Below are 18,598 nucleotides of genomic sequence, written 5' to 3'. Positions count from 1 at the left end.
CCGGACTCACCCCGTACCGCGCCGATAGCGTTCGAGCACCGCCAGCATCGGCTTGGGTCGATAATCCGCATCGAGCGGCAAGGGCCGCGCCTTGGCATCGTCCTTGCGCGGAAAGGTCTCGCCGACCCAGGAATAGCGGTCGCTCAGGCCCCAGGTGACGATCGCCCTCGGCCGCTTGGCGGCGACGATCGCGTCGAGGAACGTCGAAACCCGCGCGGCGGCGTGCCTGTCGCGCAAAGCGGCATCGGCCGGCATCTTCCAGTCGATCACGTCGAGCTCGGTGATCTCGACGTCGAGGCCGAGCCCGTCGAGGTCGCGCATGAAGCGCTGCAGCCCGTCGACGTCGATCGCCTTCTCGGCGTAGAGATGCGCCTGCATGCCGAGGCCATGGACCGGGATGCCCTTGTCCTTGAGCCGCCGGCAGATATCGAGCGCGACCTTGCGGCGCGCGACGGCTCCGGGCTCGGGTTCCTCGAAATGAAAGTCGTTGAGCACGAGGCGCGCCTTCGGGTCCGTCCGCGCGGCGGTGCGGAAGGCGATCTCGACATGCTCGGGCCCGAGCAGGCGCTGCCAGATCGTGTCGCGCCAGGGCCCGCCCTCGGTCGGGTCGTATCTGATCACCTCGTTGACCACGTCCCAGGTGGCGATGCGACCCTTGTAGCGATCGACCACGACCTCGATGTGGTTGACCAGCTCGCGCTCGGCCTCGGCCCTGGTCTTCATCTCCTTGACCCAGGGCGGCAGCGCCTCGCCCCAGAGCAGGGTATGGCCGCGCAAAGCCTGGCCATTGGCTTCCGCGAAGGCCACGATCTCGTCGGCGCCGCTGAAATCGAAGCGGGCGCGCTCATGCCGCAGCGCCTGCCACTTCAGGTCGTTCATCGGCACCACGACGTCGCAGTAGCGCTTCAGCGCCGTGCGATAGCGCGCATCGCCGCGGAAGGCGCCGATCTCGGCCGCAGAGCCGACCGGGATCGGGCGTCGGGCCGCCCGCGCCGGAGCGATGCCGGCGGCCAGCGCAGCCGCGCCCGCTCCCGCGAGCGCGCTACGCCGCGTCGGTCTCCGCTCCCGATCAGCTCCCGCCTGCTGCATCACCCGATCTGATTCCGTTTCGTTTAGGGTCGCTCAACGCCTCTCGCGCTAAACAGCTCTCATATCCGCACGCTAGCAGGCATGAGCCGGGCCAGCCTCCGCGAGTACCGGTCGATGTTGCCCAGCCGCGCAGCCATCCTCTCCTACCTCACGATCCTGAGCGGCTCGGCCGGCCGGCTCGTCATCTCCCTTGTCTACTTCCTCATCGTTGCGAATACGTTGACCCTCGGCGAGTTCGGGCTTTTTGCCACCGCCTCCTCGACAGGGCTCATCCTCTCGCGCCTGCTCGCCTTCGGCTTCGTCTCGCCGCTCTATCGGGTGGCGACCGTGAAGCCGCGGCTCCTTGGTGCCTATCTCGCCGGATTCGCGGTTCTGAGCCTGGTTTCCCTGCCGCTGATCGCCATCGTCGCCGGCGCGGCCTACGAACTCCTCTTCGCCGACCGGCTGGCGGCATGGCCTTTTGCGCTGATCATCGTGGCGGAAGTGGTGTGCTGGCGGCCGGTCGAGGTCGTCGCCATCGTCAACAACGGGCTTCGCCGCTTCCGGCAGGCGGCGCTGCTCGTCATCATCGGCTCGTCGCTGCGGACCGGAGCGGCGCTGCTCTTTCTCGCTCTCGGCGATCGCAGCCTGGGGACCTGGGCGGCAGCCTACCTCGCCGCGACCTCCATCAGCCTCGCGGTCGCGCTCGTCGCCTTCCTGCCGCTGGCCCGCTGGCGCTTCGTGCGGGCGCTCTACCCGCGACGCATGGCCGATGCCGTCTTCGCCGGAGCCGCCGACATCGTCTTCTACGTCCAGTCGGAGCTCGACAAGCTCCTGGTGCTCGGCCTCGCCGGCGAGCGGACGGCGGGCCTCTATGCGATCGCGCTCAGGGTGATCGACCTCACCGCCATGCCGGTGCGCAGCTTCAACCAGATGCTGGTGCAGAAGATCATGCAGGATCGCGGCATCGGCGGCGGAAAGCGCCTCGCCGCCTACGAAGCCGGCATCGCGCTGGTTTCGATCGCGGGGCTCGTCGCGGTCATCGTCGCGCTGAAACCCTTCCCCGGTCTGCTTGGGCACAACGTCTCGGCGGCGGCCTATCTCTTCGCGCCGATGCTGCTGGTGCCGGCCTTCCGCAACCTCGTCGAATACCATGCCGAATTGCTCTATGCGCGCGAACGGACCGGCTCCCGCATCGTGCTGCTGTGCCTGCTGACGGCGCTGAAGGCGGGGCTGATCTCGCTGGTGATGACGCGGTTCGGCGCGGATGAAGGCTGGGCGAGCTGGATGAACCTGGTCTTCGGGCTGGTCTATCTGGCCTCGGCCGGCTTCACCTACCGGCTTCTGGCGCTCCGGCCGACGCCTGCCCTTCGAACAGGGCCCTGACCCGGTCGAGCGGCTGTCCGATGAAGGACTGCACGCCGACGGCGACCTGCCAGGGCTCCAGCACCTCCTCGAAGCTCTCCAGCCGCTCGAAGCCGGCCATGTCCTCGGAGAACCAGTAGACCTTGCAGAGTTCGCTCGGATCGGCCCAGTGGCCGGCCGCATCCAGCCCCACGACGCGTTCGACATAGGAGCCATAGAGCAGATATTCGGAGAACTGCCGGTCGCTCGCGATGGCGGAGACCCAGTCGCGGCCGCTCAGCCGTTCGACATGGGCGAGCAGCCCGAGAACGTGCTCACGGCGCCAGCTCACCAGGTTGTTGATGTAGTCCGGCCCCGGCCAGGACGCGGAACCGAGCCCGAGCAGCGCAGCGGCGTTCTCGCACCAGGGAAGGTGGCGCGGCATGTCGGCGGTGATCGCTCCGGGCTTGCGATAGAGCCTGACGGCTCCGTCCCGCTCGAGCCTCGCGACGTCGAACGGCCGGACGAACAGCATGTCCGAATCGGCAAAGAGAAGGACGTCCTCGGCAGCGATCTCGGCGAGGGCAAATTTGCGGAGCTGCTGGGCATGCCAGCCACGCAGCGGCGGAAGCCCGCGTGCCAGCGCGCCGATGCCGGTCCAGATCCGGCGCTTCCCCAGGCTCAGCGGATCGGGAAGAGATTTCAGCCAGCCCGGCAGCAGCTGCGATTCCCGCAGGATGCGCCGCCGCGGCCCTTCGAGATCGCGGAACAACGGAACATCGCGATCCTCGACCAGGAGGTAGTGCATGGCATGCCCGCTGACGAAGCGGTCGATGCTGGTGCAGAGCAGGCGGCAACGCTCGATGTCGCCGCTGTAGCTCGGCGTCGCCAGGGCATAGCTGAAATCCACGGCGCGGCGCCCGCCTACCGGCCGCCGGCGAGATATTGCCGGGTCATCCGGGCGAGGAAGGCCGGATTGCCGAGCACATAGCGCCGCCAGAGCCGGCGCGGCTCCAGCCAGAGCCGATAGATCCACTCGAGACGGGCCTTGCGCATCCGTTCCGGCGCACGCGGCACCTCGCCCGCGAAGAAATCGAACAGCGCCCCGACGCCGGCCGCGACCGCGCAATGCTGCGCATTGAGCTTCCAGGCGATGAAACGCTCCTGCACGGGGTTGCCCATCGCGACAAGCAGGAGATCCGGCCGGTCCGCCTTCAGCCCGTCGAGCAGCCGGCCTTCTTCGTCCGGAGCATGATAGCCGTGCCCGACCACCCTGAAGCGATGCCGCGGATAGCGCCGGGCCAATTGCTCGACCGCGCGATCCGCCACGCCCGGCCGGCCGCCGAGCAGGCCGACGCTCAGCGGCCGCGCCTCGGCGGCGAAAAAGGCGGGGAAGAAGTCCGTGCCGTTCAGATTCGCCGGAAACAGCGTACCGTGCAGCAGCCAGCTGCCGAGGTCGACGCCGATCCCATCCGCCAGGACGAGGAAGGTCGCCAGGCTGCGCCGCAGGCCGGCATCGCCGCTCGCCACGTTGACGAGATTGGCATTGCAGAAGGCGAGCTTGACATGCCCGCCTTCCACGATCGCTTCGCGTAGCTCCGCAAACGCCGCCGCCTGGTCGACCACGGCGACGCCGATGCCGCCGATGTCGCGCCGGGCATAACCCCGGCGCCAGTTGCGTTCCGCGTCATTCGCAAGGGCGAGGGAAAGTGCTGCGGGCACGAGCGTGTCCGATCCGGATAGCAGAGCCAAACTCAGACGACATGTCTTCATCGAACCAACGTCGGCGTCAATCCAAAGTCAAGTTAAAGATAAACGCGATCCCGATCGCCAGTTGCGTCGTCATTAACCATCGCGATCGAGACTAATCCCGCTCTTGTTTCAATCCGAAACGTGACGCTCGACTGCACTTCACTCAGATCCCGACAACGATAACCGAACTGTCACAAAACAGCACGAACACACCTCTTTCGCATCGTTTCGGAACAATCGCCCGCCCGCGAACGTCCGCGGCTGAAGAAAGGGGAGGCCCAGACTTCGGCATGGCCGGCCTGCGCCTGCCGCGGGACGGGCTCTTCGCCTCTGGCCGCCGGCGCCGCTCCTCGCTAGGCTTCGGCACATCACCGCTGGGAGGCTGCCGGAATGAACCAAATCGATTTAAGCAAGCGTGTCGCCATCGTCACGGGCGGTGCCCAGGGGATCGGCCGGGCGGTGGCCGAGCGCTTCGCGAAGAGCGGCGCGACCGTCGCGATCTGGGATGTCGATGGCGGCCTCGCGGAGAAGGCCGCGGCCGAGATCGGCCACGGAGCGACCGGCGTCGCCATCGACGTCACCGATGCCGCCGCGGTTCAGGCAGCCAGCGACAGGATCGAGGCTCGGCACGGCAGCATCGACATCCTCGTTACCAGCGCGGGCATCGCGGGCCCGAACCACAAGACCTGGGAGTATCCGCTGGAGGACTGGGCCCGGGTGATGCGGCTCAACGTCGACGGCACCCTGCATTGCTGCCGCTCGGTGATCCCCGGCATGGTCAAGCGCAACTACGGGCGCATCGTGCTGGTGGCCTCGATCGCCGGCAAGGAAGGCAACCCGAACGCCTCGGCCTATTCCGCCTCGAAGGCGGCGGTGATCGCGCTGACCAAATCGCTCGGCAAGGAGCTCGCCGACAAGGACATCGCCGTCAACTGCATCACGCCGGCGGCCGCGCGCACCCGCATCTTCGACCAGATGAGCGAGGAACATATCGGCTACATGCTGGCGAAGATCCCGCGCGGACGCTTCCTGCTGCCGGAAGAGGTCGCCTCGATGGTCGCCTTCCTCGCCTCAGCCGAAAACAGCTTCACCACGGCCGGCGTCTTCGACCTGTCGGGCGGACGGGCCACATATTAGGGTGGTGCCGCAGCGGCCGCCTCCGCCCGAGGGGAAACCCCCGATCCGGCGCAGGATGCGCGCCTGCGCCAGATCGACGCACGGTTTTCTTGATCATGTTTACGCCCCGGTAAGGCTCTTCTTTCCACCCTGAACGCTCGAAAGGAGATGAACGATGATCAAGATGGCGCTCTCGGCGACCACCCTTGTCCTGCTCACCGCTTCGGCAGCTCAGGCCGTGACGGCCAAATCGCTGGGACAGTTCAGCGATTGGAGTGCCGCCACCTATGAACAGGGCAGTGCACAGCGTTGCTTCATCATGGGGAAACCCTCAGCCGAGGAACCTTCCAGCCTGCGCCATGGCGACGTGTTCTTCTTCGTCCAAAATGGCGGCAGCGACAGCAATACGGAGTCGAGCTTCCAGACCGGCTACGACTTCGCCAAGAACTCCGTCGTGACCGTCACCATCGGCGACGACAGCTTCCGCATGCTGACGGAGGGCAACAACGCCTGGCTGGAAAGGCTGGAGCGCGAACCCGCGCTGCTCGCGGCCATGCGCGCCGGCAGCAACATGGTGCTGGAAGCACGCTCCGCGCGCGGCAACGCGACGAGCTACACCTTCTCGCTGTCCGGCGTGACGGCCGCCTCGCGGGTGATGCAGCGCTGCGATCCAAACGCCGCACAGAGCTAGAACAGGACATTTGCAAAAAGCGGAGTCCCGCTTTTTTCCGTCCTGCACTAACGTCTTCGGCATGACGCAGACGCTTCCCTCCGCCGCCGTGCTCGGTGCCCGTGCCTTCGCCGCGCTCGCCGGCCTCAACCGCTTCTCGGACGAGCCCGGCAAGCTGACGCGGCTCTACCTCTCGCCGGCCCACAAGCAGGCGGCGGAATGGGTCAAGGGCGCGATGGAGGTGGCGGGGCTCAGCGCCTTCATCGATGCGGCGGGCTCGGTCCAGGGCCGGCGGGAAGGCACGGTGCCGGGTGCCCCGGCCGTGCTGATCGGCTCGCATATCGACACGGTGAAGGATGGCGGGCGCTTCGACGGCAATCTCGGCGTCGTCGCCGGCATCCTCGCGGCGCAGGCGCTGCGCGATGCCGGGATCAGCCTGCCCTTCCCGCTCGAGGTCGTCGCCTTCGGCGACGAGGAGAACGTCCGCTTCCCGACGCATCTGTCGACGTCCGAGGCGCTGGCCGGCCACTATGACCCGTCATGGCTCGAGGCACGCGACAGTGATGGCACGAAGCTGTCCGACGCGCTCGTCGCCTTCGGCGGCAATCCCGCGGGCATCGCGACGCTCGCCCGCAAGCCGGGCTCGATCCAGGCCTATCTCGAGGTGCATATCGAGCAGGGCCCGGTGCTGGAGGCCGAGAACGAGCCGGTCGGCATCGTCACCGCCATCAATGCGCAGAGCCGGGCCCGGGTGCGGGTCACCGGCGAGGCCGGCCATGCCGGCACGGTGCCGATGGCGCTGCGCAAGGACGCGCTGACCGCCGCCGCCGAGATGGCGCTGGCGCTGGAGGAGATCGCGGCGGCGCATGAGCTCGCTGTCGGCACGGTCGGCGTGCTCAGGCCTGAACCCGGGGCGACCAATGTCGTACCCGGTGCGGCCGAATTCACCATCGATTTCCGCGCTCCGCAGAACGAAACGCTGGACGCGATGGAGGCGGCGATCCGCGAGCGCTTCGCCGCGATCGCGGCGCGGCGCGGCGTCGGGTTGGAGATCGTGCCTTATGCCAAGGCGGCTGCGGTTCCGATGGATCCGCGGCTGCAGGATGCTTTCGCAGCCGGCATGGCCCGCACCGGCAGCAACCTCTCCGCCCGGCGGCTGCCCTCCGGCGCCGGGCACGACGCGATGGCCGTCGCGGCGATCGCCCCGGCCGCCATGCTGTTCGTCCGCAACGAGAAGGGCATCAGTCATTCCCCGCTCGAGGCCATGACCGAGGCCGATGCCGGCATCGCCATCAAGGTCCTGCTGGAAACGCTCTTGGCACTGGCGGAGCGCACACAGTAGAACGATTCCAGCCGCGACACCGCGCACCATTCCGCAAGAGCCCCGGAAGGGCTAGGAGATGCGGGCCGCAGGAGGCTGGCGATGGATTTCGAGACTTTCTTCCGTGACGAGCTGGACGGCTTGCGCCGTGAGGGCCGCTACCGGGTCTTTGCCGATCTGGAGCGTCAGGTCGGCCGCTTTCCGACCGCCACCTATCACGGCGAGGGCGGCCCGCGCGACGTCACCGTCTGGTGCTCGAACGACTATCTCGGCATGGGCCAGCATCCCAAGGTGCTCGCGGCGATGCATCAGGCGCTCGACGGTTCGGGGGCAGGGGCGGGCGGCACGCGCAATATCGGCGGCACCAACCACTACCATGTCCTGCTGGAGCGCGAGCTTGCCGATCTGCACGGCAAGGAAGCGGCACTGATCTTCAACTCCGGCTATATGGCGAACTGGGCCTCGCTCTCCACGCTTGCCGCGCGCATCCCGGGCTGCGTCATCCTCACCGACGCGCTCAACCACGCCTCGATGATCGAGGGCATCCGGCATTCGCGCGTCGAGAAGCACATTTTCGCCCATAACGACCCGGCCGATCTGCGCCGCAAGCTCGCCGCGCTCGCTCCGGGCAGGCCGAAGCTGGTCGCCTTCGAATCCGTCTATTCGATGGATGGCGACATCGCGCCCATCGCCGAGTTCTGCGACATTGCCGAGGAATTCGGCGCGATGACCTATTGCGACGAGGTCCATGCGGTCGGGCTCTACGGGCCCCGCGGCGGGGGCGTGTCGGAACGCGATGGGCTGAGCCACCGGCTGACGCTGATCCAGGGCACGCTGGCGAAGTCCTACGGCGTGATCGGCGGCTATATCGCGGGCTCCGCGGCGCTGTGCGACTTCGTCCGCAGCTTCGCCTCCGGCTTCATCTTCTCGAGTTCGCTGCCACCGGCCGTCGCGGCGGGCGCCATCGCGGCGATCCGGCATCTCAAGGAGAGCTCCGCCGAGCGGGAGCGCCAGCAGGACCGGGTGCAGGCGCTGCGGCGCAAGCTCGACGCGGCCGGCATCCCACATCTGCCCAACCCCAGTCATATCGTGCCGGTGATGGTCGGCGAGGCGAAGGCCTGCAAGGCGATCAGCGACGAATTGCTCGATCGCTTCGACATCTACGTCCAGCCGATCAACTACCCGACCGTGCCGCGCGGCACCGAGCGGCTGAGGATCACGCCCTCGCCCTTCCATTCGGACGCCGATATCGACCGGCTGGTCGCGGCGCTCGGCCAGATCTGGGCGCGGGACGGCTTGAAGCGGGCGGCCTGATGCCGCTCGCGCCCGCTCACCCTCTCTTCGCGACGATCATCAGGATCGCGCATAAGAGACCGAAGACGCCGGCGACGAAGCCCAGGATCAGGGTCCCCGCCCAGAACGCAAGGAAGCCGTCTATCCGGGCCTGATCGGGCGCCGCGGCGTCGTAGATCACGCTCACGGGGTCGCCGACGCGGTAGGCGGGCGGATTCGTGGCCCAGGACGTAGCGAAGGTGACGGACTGGCCCTGGGCGGTGCGGAAGCTCATGACCGGGCGGTAGGTCGAATCACCACCGCGCCGCAACTCGACGACGGTGCCCGCCGCGTGATCCGCGCGGGCCTGCAGCTTGCGGTTCTGTCGATAGCTGAAGAAGCAGGCCGTCGCGAGGACGACCGCGACGATGCCGAAGATGCAGCCGACCCGCCAGAAGAGGAGCCTGCCCTGCCGGGCTCGCTCGACCCTCAGCCTCCAGGGCTCGGCTCTCCTGCGGCCTTCGCCCATTCCGCCGCGACGCCGCCCTCAGAGATTGAAGACGCGGTGCGGGACGAACTCGCCGTTCTCGACCGAGCCGGTGGCGATCAGCGTGCCGGCGCAGGTCGCATAGGCGGCCGCCAGTTCGATCGGGGCTCCCGCGCCGCGCAGCAGCGCACTCTGGCCGCGCTTGAGACGGTTCGCCGCGTCGCGATGGATCACGACCTCGGGAATGAGGATCAATGCCGCCTTCACCGGCTGCAGGGCCGTCAGCGCACTCTCCGGGCTCTCGCGCAGGGTCTCGACGCTCGCAGCCTCCGTCACCGCGAAGGGACCGACGCGGGTGCGGCGCAGATGCGCGACATGGCCGAGGCAGCCGAGCGCGAGGCCGAGATCGCGGGCGATGGCCCGGACATAGGTACCCTTGCCGCATTCGGCTTCGAAAGTGGTGGTGGCGCCGTCATGGCTGACGATGGAAAGCGCGTCGATCTCGACCGGCCGCGCTTCGAGCGCGACCTCCTCGCCGTCGCGGGCGAGGTCGTAGGCGCGTTCGCCGGCGATCTTGATCGCCGAGAATTTCGGCGGCGTCTGCAGGATGGTGCCGGTGAAGCGCGGCAGCAGGGCCGAGATGGCGGCCTCGTCCGGGCGCTTGTCGGAGGTCGCGATGATGCGACCCTCGGTATCGTCCGTATCGGTCTGCGTGCCCCAGGCGACGGTGAACTGATAGGCCTTGCGGCCGTCCATGACGAAGGGGACGGTCTTCGTCGCTTCGCCGAGCGCGATCGGCAGCAGGCCCGACGCCAGCGGGTCGAGCGTGCCGGCATGGCCGGCCTTTTTCGCCGAGAAGGCCCGCTTGACGACGCTGACCGCGTGCGTCGAGGTCATGCCGATCGGCTTGTCGAGCACGACCCAGCCGTGGACGTCGCGCTTCTTCGGACGCGGTGTCGGCGCGGCGTCCTGGTCACGGACGGTTTGGGACGGGTTCTCAGCGGTCATCATCACGGTCGTCGTCTTCAGCCGGCTGGCCTTCGTGGTCCTGGTCGATCTTCAGGCGCTGGACCTGGGTGTCGCGGCGCACCGCCTCGGTGTCGAGCAACGCGTCGATGCGCTCGGCCTCGGCGAAGCTCTCATCGGCACGGAAGCGGATGTCCGGCGCGTATTTCAGGTTCACGCGATGGGCGATCTCGCCGCGGATGTAGCGCTTGTTGGCCTCAAGGGCCTTGAGGACCGGCGCGATGTCCTGCCCGCCGAGCGGCATGATGTAGGCGGTCGCGAGCTTGAGATCCGGCGAAAGGCGCACCTCCGGCACGGTCACGACATGCTTGGCCAGCACATCGTCATGGATGTCCCCGCGCGCCAGCATCTCGGCGAGCGCGTGCCGGATGAGCTCGCCGACGCGCAACTGCCGCTGGGACGGGCCGGAAGGTTTCGCAGGCTTGGCCATATCTCTCGTTTCTCCGGGATCGGACCGGATCAAACGTCATGGTCGGGACGAGCCCGTCCATCTCTTCAAGCACGAGGCGCCGGACGCGCTCTTCTTGGCCGAGATGGCCGGGCAGGCCCGGCCATGACGTGCTGGTTGGAAAGCGCAGCCGCTCAGAGGCTGCGCTTGATCTCCTCGACGCGATAGCACTCGATCACGTCGCCGACGCGCATGTCCTGGTAGCTCTCGAACGCCATGCCGCATTCCTGGCCGGCGACGACTTCCTTGGCGTCGTCCTTGAAGCGCTTGAGCTGGCCGAGCTTGCCCTCGTGGACCACGACGTTGTCGCGGATCAGGCGGACATGGGCGCCGCGCTCGATCGTGCCGTCGGTGACGCGGCAGCCGGCGATCTTGCCGACCTTCGAGACGTTGAAGATCTCGAGGATCGTCGCATTGCCGAGCATGGTTTCGCGCAGGGTCGGCGCCAGCAGGCCCGACATCGCGTCCTTAACGTCATCCATGAGGTTGTAGATGATGTTGTAGTAGCGGATCTCGACGCCAGCCCGCTCAGCCGCCTCGCGCGCTTCCTTGTGCGCGCGGACGTTGAAGCCGACCACGACCGCGCCCGAAGCCTGGGCGAGCGTGATATCCGATTCGGTGATCGCGCCAACGCCCGAGGAGAGGACGCGGGCCCGCACCTCGTCGTTGCCGACTTTTTCAAGCGCGCCGACGATGGCCTCGACCGAGCCCTGCACGTCGCCCTTGACGACGAGCGGGAATTCCTTGCGGCCGGCACCTTCCTTGAGCTCGCGCATCATCTCGGCCAGCGAGCGGCCGGCGCCCGAGGCCGCGCCGCGGGCGGCGAGGCGGTCGCGGCGCTGACGCTCGCGGTAATCGGTGATCTCGCGGGCGCGGGCCTCGGACTCGACCACCGCGACGCGATCGCCGGCCTCGGGCGTGCCGTTGAAGCCGAGAACCTCGACCGGCATGGAGGGCGGAGCCTCCTTCACCTGCGCGCCGGTATCGGCGATCAGGGCGCGGACGCGGCCCCATTCGGCGCCCGCCACGATGATGTCACCGGTGCGCAGCGTGCCGCGCTGGACGAGGACGGTGGCGACCGGGCCACGGCCGCGATCGAGCTTGGCCTCGATGACCGTGCCTTCGGCCGGGCGATGCGGGTTGGCCTTGAGGTCGAGCAGCTCGGCCTGCAGCGAGATCGCCTCGAGCAGCTTGTCGAGGTTGTGGCCGGTCTTGGCGGAGACTTCGACCTCGAGCGTCTCGCCGCCCAGGGTCTCGACCTGGATCTCGTACTGGAGCAGTTCGGCGCGGACACGGTCGGGGTTGGCGTCGGCCTTGTCGACCTTGTTGATCGCGACGATCAGCGGCACGCCGGCCGCCTTGGCGTGGTTGATGGCCTCGGCGGTCTGCGGCATGACGCCGTCATCGGCCGCCACGACCAGCACGACGATATCCGTCACCTTGGCACCGCGGGCGCGCATCGCCGTGAAGGCGGCGTGGCCGGGCGTATCGATGAAGGTCACCTTCGAGCCCAGCGGCGTCGTCACCTGATAGGCGCCGATATGCTGGGTGATGCCGCCGGCCTCGCCGGTGACGACCTTGGTCTTGCGGATCGCGTCGAGCAGCGAGGTCTTGCCGTGGTCGACATGGCCCATGATGGTCACGACCGACGGCCGCGCCTCCAGGGTCTCGTCGGTGTCCGGCGTGTCGAACAGGCCTTCCTCGACGTCGGATTCGGCGACGCGCTTGACGGTGTGGCCCATTTCCTCGGCGATGAGCTGGGCGGTGTCGGCGTCGATCACGTCGGTGATCTTGTGCATCGCGCCCTGCTTCATCAGCAGGCGGATGACGTCGACGCCGCGCTCCGTCATGCGGTTCGCGAGTTCCTGGATGGTGATCGTCTCGGGGATGATCACCTCGCGCATCACGCGCTCCTTCTGAGCGTCCGAGGCGCGGTGGCCGGTCATGCGCTGCACGCGCCGGCGGAACGAGGCGACCGAGCGTGTCCGCTCGTCGTCGCCGCCGGTGGCGGTGGCGAGCGTCAGGCGGCCGCGCGGGCGGTCATTGGTGCTCTTCGGCGTCTTGGGCGCCGCCGGAGCAGGCCCCCGGCCGGCGCCGGCACCCACGCCGGCGCGGCGGAAGGCCGCCCGGACATCGACGTCACCGTCGGAACGGCTGCGCGGCGCGCCGGAAGACGGCGGCGCCTGGCGGGTCGGGCGTGCGATGGCGGGCTCGGCCGGGGCCGAGGCATCCATGCGGGGCGGACGCGGCGAATCCGAGCGCGGCGGACGGGAATCCAGGCGCGGCGGACGCGAGCCGGGATCGCGGCCGGCGCCCGGACCACGGGACGCGTACTCACGCGGGCCGGACGGCGCCGGGCGGCCATAATACTGGGTGGGCTGCGGCGCAGGCGCCTGGGCCGGCGGCGGGGCGGTCTCGCGCGGCTGAGCCGGTGCGGGCGCGGCCGGGCGCACGGCCTGCTCCTCGCGCTGGCGGAGCGCGCTTTCGGCACGGCGCTTCTGATCGTCCTCCTGACGGCGACGCTCTTCCTCCTGGCGCTGGCGGGCCGCGGCGGCCTCACGCTCCTGGCGTTCACGTTCGGCCGCCAGCGCACGCTGGCGAGCCTCGTCCTCCGCGGCGCGACGCGCCTCGGCCTCGGTGCTGCGAGCCTCGGCGAGGGCGCGCTGACGGGCGTCCTTCTCCTCATCGGAGAGGGTGCGCAGCAGCATGCCGCCGGCCGGGCGCTGCGGCGGGGCCGCCTGCGGGGCGGGCCGGGGCGCCGGCTGGGACGGGGCCTGCGGCGCGCGCGGCGCGACCGGCTCCTTGACGTCATGTCCGGGGACGCGGCGCTTGACCTCCACGACCACCTGCTTCGAGCGCCCATGCGAGAAGCTCTGGCGAACAGTGCTCTGCTCGACAGGCCGCTTCAGCGACAGGGTCTTGGGCGGGTTGACGGTCAGAGTCTTGTCGCCCGGGGTCTTGGTATCGGTCATTCCGCGTTCGGTCCTGCCGGTTCGGTCGTGTCTTCGGGTTCGTTCTGGTCGGATGCGGCGGTATCGTCCGTCCGGTAACGGACGAGCCGACGCCAGCGGGAGAGCACACCCTCAGCCGCCGGTCCCGGAGCAAGCGCGGCATGTATCACATGTGCCCGCCCCAACGCCAATTCCAAATCCGCCGCCGTGAAAATAGCGACGACGGGCAGTTCGCGGGCCTTGAGCCCTTCGGCTTCACGCGCCACGCCGATCCGCCTGATGGCCTGGCCGATCTTGCGCCTGCCGTCCTCGGCGCCGTCGCTCGCCGCGATGACGGCACGACAGCGCCCGGACTCGATCAAGGCCTCGACCTTGGCGAAGCCGGCGGTCACGAGACCGGCCTTGTTCGCCATCGAGAGCGCCTGCAGCGCATCGCGCAGCATCAGCGCATCGATCACCTCGGGAAGGTCCGGCGGAACCGCAACCTTCGCCTTGAGCGAGCGCTCGAAGGCCTTGCGCCGGATCGCCTCGGCCACCGTCTTGCGGCTGAGGCTCGCCCAGACGCCCCTTCCCGGCAGCTTCCGGCGCAGGTCCGGCACCAGCGTGCCGTCCGGGCCGGCGACGAAGCGGATCAGATCGTCGGGCGCCTTCACCGTGCGGGTGACGACGCAACTGCGTTCCGGCCCGTCCTGCCGCGCTGCCTTCACAGCCGGTGCTCCGCTCAGGCCTCGGCCTCCTCGCCGGCCTCCGCCTCAGGCTCCTCGGCCGGCGCCTCGATCCAGCCCGCATGGATACGGGCCGACATGATCAGGGCCTCGGCATCCTGGCGCGAGAGATCGAAGCCGTCGAGGTAGCCGGCGTGGCGGGTGGCCTCGCCGTCCTTGCGCTCGGTCCAGCCGATCAGGTCGTCGGTGGCGCAGCCGGCGAGGTCCTCGACGCTCTTCACGTCGTTCTCGCCCAGCGCGACCATCATGGAGGTGGTGACGCCCTCGACCTCGCGCAAGGCGTCCTCGACGCCGAGCGCCCGGCGCTTCTCGTCGAGCTCGGCCTCGACCGCGGCCAGGTATTCCTGCGCGCGGTTCTGGATCTCGGTCGCCGTGTCCTCGTCGAAACCCTCGATCGAGGCCAGCTCGGAGAGGTCGACATAGGCGACCTCCTCGACATTGCGGAAGCCTTCCGAGGCGAGCAGCTGGCCGACCGTCTCGTCGACGTTCAGCGCGTTCATGAACAGGTCGGTGCGCTGCACGAACTCCTTCTGGCGGCGCTCCGATTCCTCCTGCTCGGTGAGGATGTCGATGTCCCAGCCGGTGAGCTGCGAGGCGAGGCGGACGTTCTGGCCGCGACGGCCGATGGCGAGCGAGAGCTGCTCGTCCGGCACCACGACCTCGATCTTGTCGGCTTCCTCGTCGAGCACGACCTTGGCGACTTCCGCCGGCTGCAGCGCGTTGACGACGAAGGTCGCGACGTCCGGCGACCACGGGATGATGTCGATCTTCTCGCCCTGCAGCTCGCCGACGACGGCCTGCACGCGCGAACCGCGCATGCCGACGCAGGCGCCGACGGGGTCGATCGAAGAATCGCGGCTGATGACGGCGATCTTGGCGCGCGAGCCCGGATCACGGGCGACGGCCTTCACCTCGACGATGCCGTCATAGATTTCCGGCACTTCCTGGCCGAAGAGCTTGGCCATGAACTGCGGATGGGTACGCGACAGGAAGATCTGCGGGCCGCGCGGCTCGCGGCGCACGTCGTAGACATAGGCGCGGGCGCGGTCGCCGACCTTGAAGGTCTCGCGCGGGATCATCTCGTCGCGGCGGATGATGGCTTCGCCGCGGCCGAGATCGACGAAGACGTTGCCGTATTCGACGCGCTTGACCGCGCCGTTGACGATCTCGCCGATGCGATCCTTGTACTCGTCGTACTGGCGGTCGCGCTCGGCCTCGCGCACCTTCTGCACGATAACCTGCTTGGCCGACTGGGCGGCGATGCGGCCGAAATCGAAGGGCGGCAGCGGATCGGCGATGACGTCGCCGACCTGGGCGGCCGGGTTATGCCGCTTGGCCTCGTCGACGGTGATCTCGATTGCCGGGTTCTCGACGGTCTCGACGACCTGGAGATGGCGGGCGAGGCGCAGTTCGCCGGTCTTGGTGTTGATCTCGGCATGCACGTCGGTCTCGGCGCCGTAGCGCGAGCGGGCGGCACGCGCGATCGCGTCCTCCATCGCGTCGAGCACGATCTGCCGGTCGATCGATTTCTCGCGGGCGACGGCATCCGCGATCTGCAGCCATTCGAGCCTGTTGGCGGCGACCACCATGACGCTCACTCCTCTTCCGTATCAGTTTCGCGCGGAGCCGGTCCGCTTGTCTTGCCCGGGCGCGGCCCCAGCGATTTTCCGCGGCCCTTTTTCGGGGCCGCAATCTCGTCCGCCGCCGGCATCTCGGGCGGCAGGCCCGATTTGCCGCGGCGCAGCGATTCCGTCACCAGCGCGTCGGTCAGCACGAGGCGGGCCTCGGCGATCAGCGCCATCGGGATCGCGACGTCGCGCTCCTCGTCGCCCTTGGCGTCGTCGCGCGCCAGCAGCGCGTCCTTGCCGGCAACGCCGCGCAGGATGCCGCGGAAACGCTTGCGCCCGCCAACCGGCTCGCTCATCTCGAACTTGGCGAGGTGCCCGGCCCAGCGCTCGAAATCACTCGCACGCACCAGCGGCCGGTCGATACCCGGCGAAGACACCTCGAGATAATAGGCCGCCTGGATCGGATCGTCGACGTCGAGGACGGGCGAAACGGCCTGGCTGATCTCCTCGCAGCCCTCGACGGTCATCGAGCCGTCCGGCCGCTCGGCCATGATCTGCACGGTGCAGCCGTTCTGCCCGGTGACGCGCACGCGGACCAAGCGGTAGCCGAGATCGAGGATCGCGGGCTCCACGATCACCGCGACGCGCGCCGCAACGCCGCTTTCAACGACGATGCGCGCCTCGGTCGCTTCGCTTGTCGGTTCGTTCATCAGTGGATTCGCGGCCCGGACCGTCCCTGTGCCTCCGGGGTCGCGGCCAATAAAAAAGAGCGGGCCGGCAGGCCCGCTCTTGATCATCGGCCTTGACCGATACCAGAGCTGTTGGTCGCTATGTAGTCCGGACCGCATCGAGATGCAAGCATCGGCGCAGCCGCGGCCGGCGGAGCCCGCTTTTTGCCGATCACGCTAACGCGTTGGTCATCCTTGCCTGTCACCTTCCGGCGAAACGCCGCGGCGTCGGACCGGAAGGTGGGGCCCTCTCGGAACCCCTCGATGCGACGGCAATAGGGCAGATCATCGTTGCCGCGTCCCGTCGGACGCGCAATGAGGCGAGGACGAGGAATGAGTGCGGTCGCCACACTGCTGCGGGACCTGGAAACCACGATGCTGCGCGGCTCCGGGCCCCAGCGCTCGGACATCCTCGCCCGGCTGACCGACCTGTTCCTGGCCACGGCCGTGGACATGGGCGAGGAGCAGGTCGGGGTCTTCGACGCCGTGATCGGACGCCTGTCGCGGGCGATCGAGCTGCGCGCCCGCATCGAACTGGCCGAGCGGCTCGCCCCGGTTCCGAATGCGCCGAACGGCGTGGTGCACCAGCTCGCCCTCGACGAAATCGCCGTGGCTCGCCCCGTCCTCATCCATTCGCCCAGGCTGAGCGACCAGGACCTCGTCGCGATCTCGGCCGCGAAGGGCCGCGACCATATGCTCGCGATCACCGAGCGGCCGAATCTGGGGGAGCCGGTGACCGATTTCCTGATCCTGCGTGGCGGCCGCGTCGTGACGCATGCCGTCGCGGCCAACCAGACGGCACGCTTTTCGCGTCACGGCATGGGCGTGCTGGTGATGCGGGCGGTGCAGGACGACGCGCTGCAGGCCACGCTCGGCCTGCGCCGGGACATTCCCGCCGAGCTCGCCGAGCAGCTGATGCGGGCGGCCAAGAATTCGGCCCGCAAGCGCCTCAACGACAGCCTCGCCCCCGCCCTGGTCGGGGAGATCGAGGATGCCGTGGAACGCGGCGCCGAGGCGCTCGCCGCCGAAGGCCAGATGCCGGGCGAGCTCGGCCCGATCAGCGCAGCCCTTGCCGAAATCCGCGAGCTCAACGAGGCCGGAGCTCTCGACGAAGCCAAGGTGCGCGGCTTCGCGGAGCAGGGCGCGACGGAGCATGCGATCTGTGCGCTTGCCGTGCTGGCCCAGCTCAGCCTGCCCGCCGCCGAGCAGATCATCCTCGGAGCCGACCGCGAAGCCGTCCTGCTGGTCGGCCGCGGCCTCGGCTGGTCCTGGGAAACCACAGCGGCGCTGATCTCGCTGCGCAAGGATCTGGGAAAGTCGCCGGCTGCGATCGATCGCGCCCGCGAGAGCTTCCGCAATCTCGCGCAGGGCACCGCCCAGCGCGTCCTCGGCTTCCTCAGGATGCGCGACGCAAGGCCGTGAGATAGCTCGAGATCCGGCCTTCCCGCACAGCCTTCGCCTCGTAGCGGGTGCGGATCCAGCCGGGATAGGGCGTGCGCCAGTCGCCGGGCCGTTCGTCGGCCCAGTCGAAATCCGGCGACGCGAGCAGGCGTGACAGCGTCCAGCCGACGTAATCATCGATATCGCTGGCGAAGCGGAAGCGCCCTCCAGGTCTCAATGCCCTGGCGAAAAGGCCGAGCGTGCGCTCGGAGACGAAGCGGCGCTTGCGCTGGCGGCGCTTGGGCCAGGGATCGGGATACAGCAGATCGATGGCGTCGAGGCTTCCGGCCGGCAGGCGCGGCAGCATCAGCGCGGCGTCGCCGTCCCAGACGCGGATGTTGGTCAGCCCCTCGCGCTCGGCGACGGCCAGAAACTTGGCCATGCCGTTGATGAAGGGCTCGACGCCGATGAAGCCGATCTGCGGGCTCTCGCGCATGCGCATCAAGAGATGCTCGCCGCCGCCGAAGCCGATTTCCAGCCGGACCGCCTCGACAGCCTGCGGAAACAGCGCCTGCAGATCGGCGATCGCACCCTCCGGCAGCCGCAGGCGCGGCAAGACATGCTCGATCAGATGGCTCTGCCCGTCGCGCAGCGCCTTACCCTTGCGGCGGCCGAAAAAGGCCCGGTCGTCGTGATCGACGTCGTTCGTCATGTCGGATCGGTCTCCGGTCCGCCCATCAGC

At 68.7% G+C, this 18,598-nt stretch carries 17 protein-coding genes; 6 read left to right on the top strand and 11 right to left on the bottom strand.

Annotation, left to right across the window (positions count from 1 at the left end):
* Positions 1 to 6: 6 nt before the first annotated feature.
* Positions 7 to 1,089, bottom strand: a complete 1,083-nt coding sequence (locus tag BGO20_RS00705) for an endo-1,4-beta-xylanase (RefSeq protein ID WP_291662687.1) — start codon at positions 1,087 to 1,089, stop codon at positions 7 to 9.
* Positions 1,090 to 1,203: 114 nt separating this feature from the next.
* On the opposite strand from BGO20_RS00705, the gene BGO20_RS00700 reads away from it, so the two are divergent.
* The gene (locus BGO20_RS00700; RefSeq protein ID WP_291662686.1) at positions 1,204 to 2,454 is read left to right on the top strand and encodes a lipopolysaccharide biosynthesis protein; all 1,251 of its coding nucleotides are present in this window, start codon (positions 1,204 to 1,206) and stop codon (positions 2,452 to 2,454) included.
* Here BGO20_RS00700 and BGO20_RS00695 read toward each other — a convergent pair.
* Complete coding sequence (locus BGO20_RS00695) at positions 2,399 to 3,322, bottom strand: DUF6492 family protein (protein ID WP_291662684.1); 924 nt, start codon at positions 3,320 to 3,322, stop codon at positions 2,399 to 2,401. The two genes, BGO20_RS00700 and BGO20_RS00695, sit on opposite strands and share 56 nt — an antisense overlap.
* A 14-nt stretch (positions 3,323 to 3,336) precedes the next feature.
* Positions 3,337 to 4,134 (bottom strand): WecB/TagA/CpsF family glycosyltransferase, encoded by a 798-nt coding sequence (locus BGO20_RS00690; protein ID WP_291662683.1) that lies wholly within the window; start codon positions 4,132 to 4,134, stop codon positions 3,337 to 3,339.
* Between the two features lie 420 nt (positions 4,135 to 4,554).
* Between BGO20_RS00690 and BGO20_RS00685 the strand changes: the two genes are divergently transcribed.
* From BGO20_RS00685 to hemA, 4 genes are all read left to right on the top strand, one after another.
* The gene (locus tag BGO20_RS00685) at positions 4,555 to 5,301 is read left to right on the top strand and encodes an SDR family NAD(P)-dependent oxidoreductase (protein WP_291662681.1); all 747 of its coding nucleotides are present in this window, start codon (positions 4,555 to 4,557) and stop codon (positions 5,299 to 5,301) included.
* Positions 5,302 to 5,455: 154 nt separating this feature from the next.
* Positions 5,456 to 5,971: an invasion associated locus B family protein gene (locus BGO20_RS00680; RefSeq protein ID WP_291662679.1), complete on the top strand. Its 516-nt coding sequence runs from the start codon at positions 5,456 to 5,458 to the stop codon at positions 5,969 to 5,971.
* Between the two features lie 61 nt (positions 5,972 to 6,032).
* Positions 6,033 to 7,292: an allantoate amidohydrolase gene (locus BGO20_RS00675; RefSeq protein WP_291662677.1), complete on the top strand. Its 1,260-nt coding sequence runs from the start codon at positions 6,033 to 6,035 to the stop codon at positions 7,290 to 7,292.
* 81 nt (positions 7,293 to 7,373) lie between these two features.
* Positions 7,374 to 8,585, top strand: coding sequence for a 5-aminolevulinate synthase (gene hemA / locus BGO20_RS00670; RefSeq protein ID WP_291662675.1), 1,212 nt, complete (start codon positions 7,374 to 7,376; stop codon positions 8,583 to 8,585).
* A 16-nt stretch (positions 8,586 to 8,601) separates the two neighbouring features.
* On the opposite strand, the gene BGO20_RS00665 is transcribed toward hemA, so the two are convergent.
* The 7 genes from BGO20_RS00665 to rimP form a co-directional block, all read right to left on the bottom strand.
* Entirely contained in the window at positions 8,602 to 9,072 is a 471-nt protein-coding gene (locus BGO20_RS00665) for a DUF3592 domain-containing protein (RefSeq protein WP_291662673.1), read from the bottom strand.
* A gap of 18 nt (positions 9,073 to 9,090) precedes the next feature.
* Positions 9,091 to 10,041, bottom strand: a complete 951-nt coding sequence (gene truB, locus BGO20_RS00660; RefSeq protein WP_291663480.1) for a tRNA pseudouridine(55) synthase TruB — start codon at positions 10,039 to 10,041, stop codon at positions 9,091 to 9,093.
* Complete coding sequence (rbfA, locus tag BGO20_RS00655; RefSeq protein WP_291662671.1) at positions 10,028 to 10,486, bottom strand: 30S ribosome-binding factor RbfA; 459 nt, start codon at positions 10,484 to 10,486, stop codon at positions 10,028 to 10,030. The genes truB and rbfA overlap by 14 nt, the downstream gene beginning before the upstream one ends.
* A 152-nt stretch (positions 10,487 to 10,638) precedes the next feature.
* Positions 10,639 to 13,476 (bottom strand): translation initiation factor IF-2, encoded by a 2,838-nt coding sequence (infB, locus tag BGO20_RS00650; RefSeq protein WP_291662669.1) that lies wholly within the window; start codon positions 13,474 to 13,476, stop codon positions 10,639 to 10,641.
* Complete coding sequence (locus BGO20_RS00645) at positions 13,473 to 14,162, bottom strand: RNA-binding protein (protein ID WP_291662667.1); 690 nt, start codon at positions 14,160 to 14,162, stop codon at positions 13,473 to 13,475. The genes infB and BGO20_RS00645 overlap by 4 nt, the downstream gene beginning before the upstream one ends.
* A 14-nt stretch (positions 14,163 to 14,176) precedes the next feature.
* A complete protein-coding gene (gene nusA / locus BGO20_RS00640; RefSeq protein ID WP_291662665.1) occupies positions 14,177 to 15,769 on the bottom strand; it encodes a transcription termination factor NusA in 1,593 nt (530 codons plus the stop codon).
* A gap of 5 nt (positions 15,770 to 15,774) precedes the next feature.
* Entirely contained in the window at positions 15,775 to 16,458 is a 684-nt protein-coding gene (gene rimP, locus BGO20_RS00635) for a ribosome maturation factor RimP (RefSeq protein WP_291662663.1), read from the bottom strand.
* Positions 16,459 to 16,809: 351 nt separating this feature from the next.
* Here rimP and BGO20_RS00630 point away from each other — a divergent pair, with 351 nt between their 5' ends.
* The gene (locus BGO20_RS00630) at positions 16,810 to 17,898 is read left to right on the top strand and encodes a DUF2336 domain-containing protein (protein WP_291662661.1); all 1,089 of its coding nucleotides are present in this window, start codon (positions 16,810 to 16,812) and stop codon (positions 17,896 to 17,898) included.
* Here BGO20_RS00630 and trmB read toward each other — a convergent pair.
* The gene (gene trmB, locus BGO20_RS00625) at positions 17,873 to 18,568 is read right to left on the bottom strand and encodes a tRNA (guanine(46)-N(7))-methyltransferase TrmB (protein ID WP_291662659.1); all 696 of its coding nucleotides are present in this window, start codon (positions 18,566 to 18,568) and stop codon (positions 17,873 to 17,875) included. The two genes, BGO20_RS00630 and trmB, sit on opposite strands and share 26 nt — an antisense overlap.
* Positions 18,569 to 18,598: the final 30 nt, after the last annotated feature.

It is taken from the genome of Allobosea sp. 67-29 (genome assembly GCF_001898115.1).
Taxonomy (GTDB): Bacteria; Pseudomonadota; Alphaproteobacteria; order Rhizobiales; family Beijerinckiaceae; genus Allobosea.
Note: the sequence above shows the minus strand (reverse complement) of the source record. Positions and strands in the feature narration are given on the sequence as shown.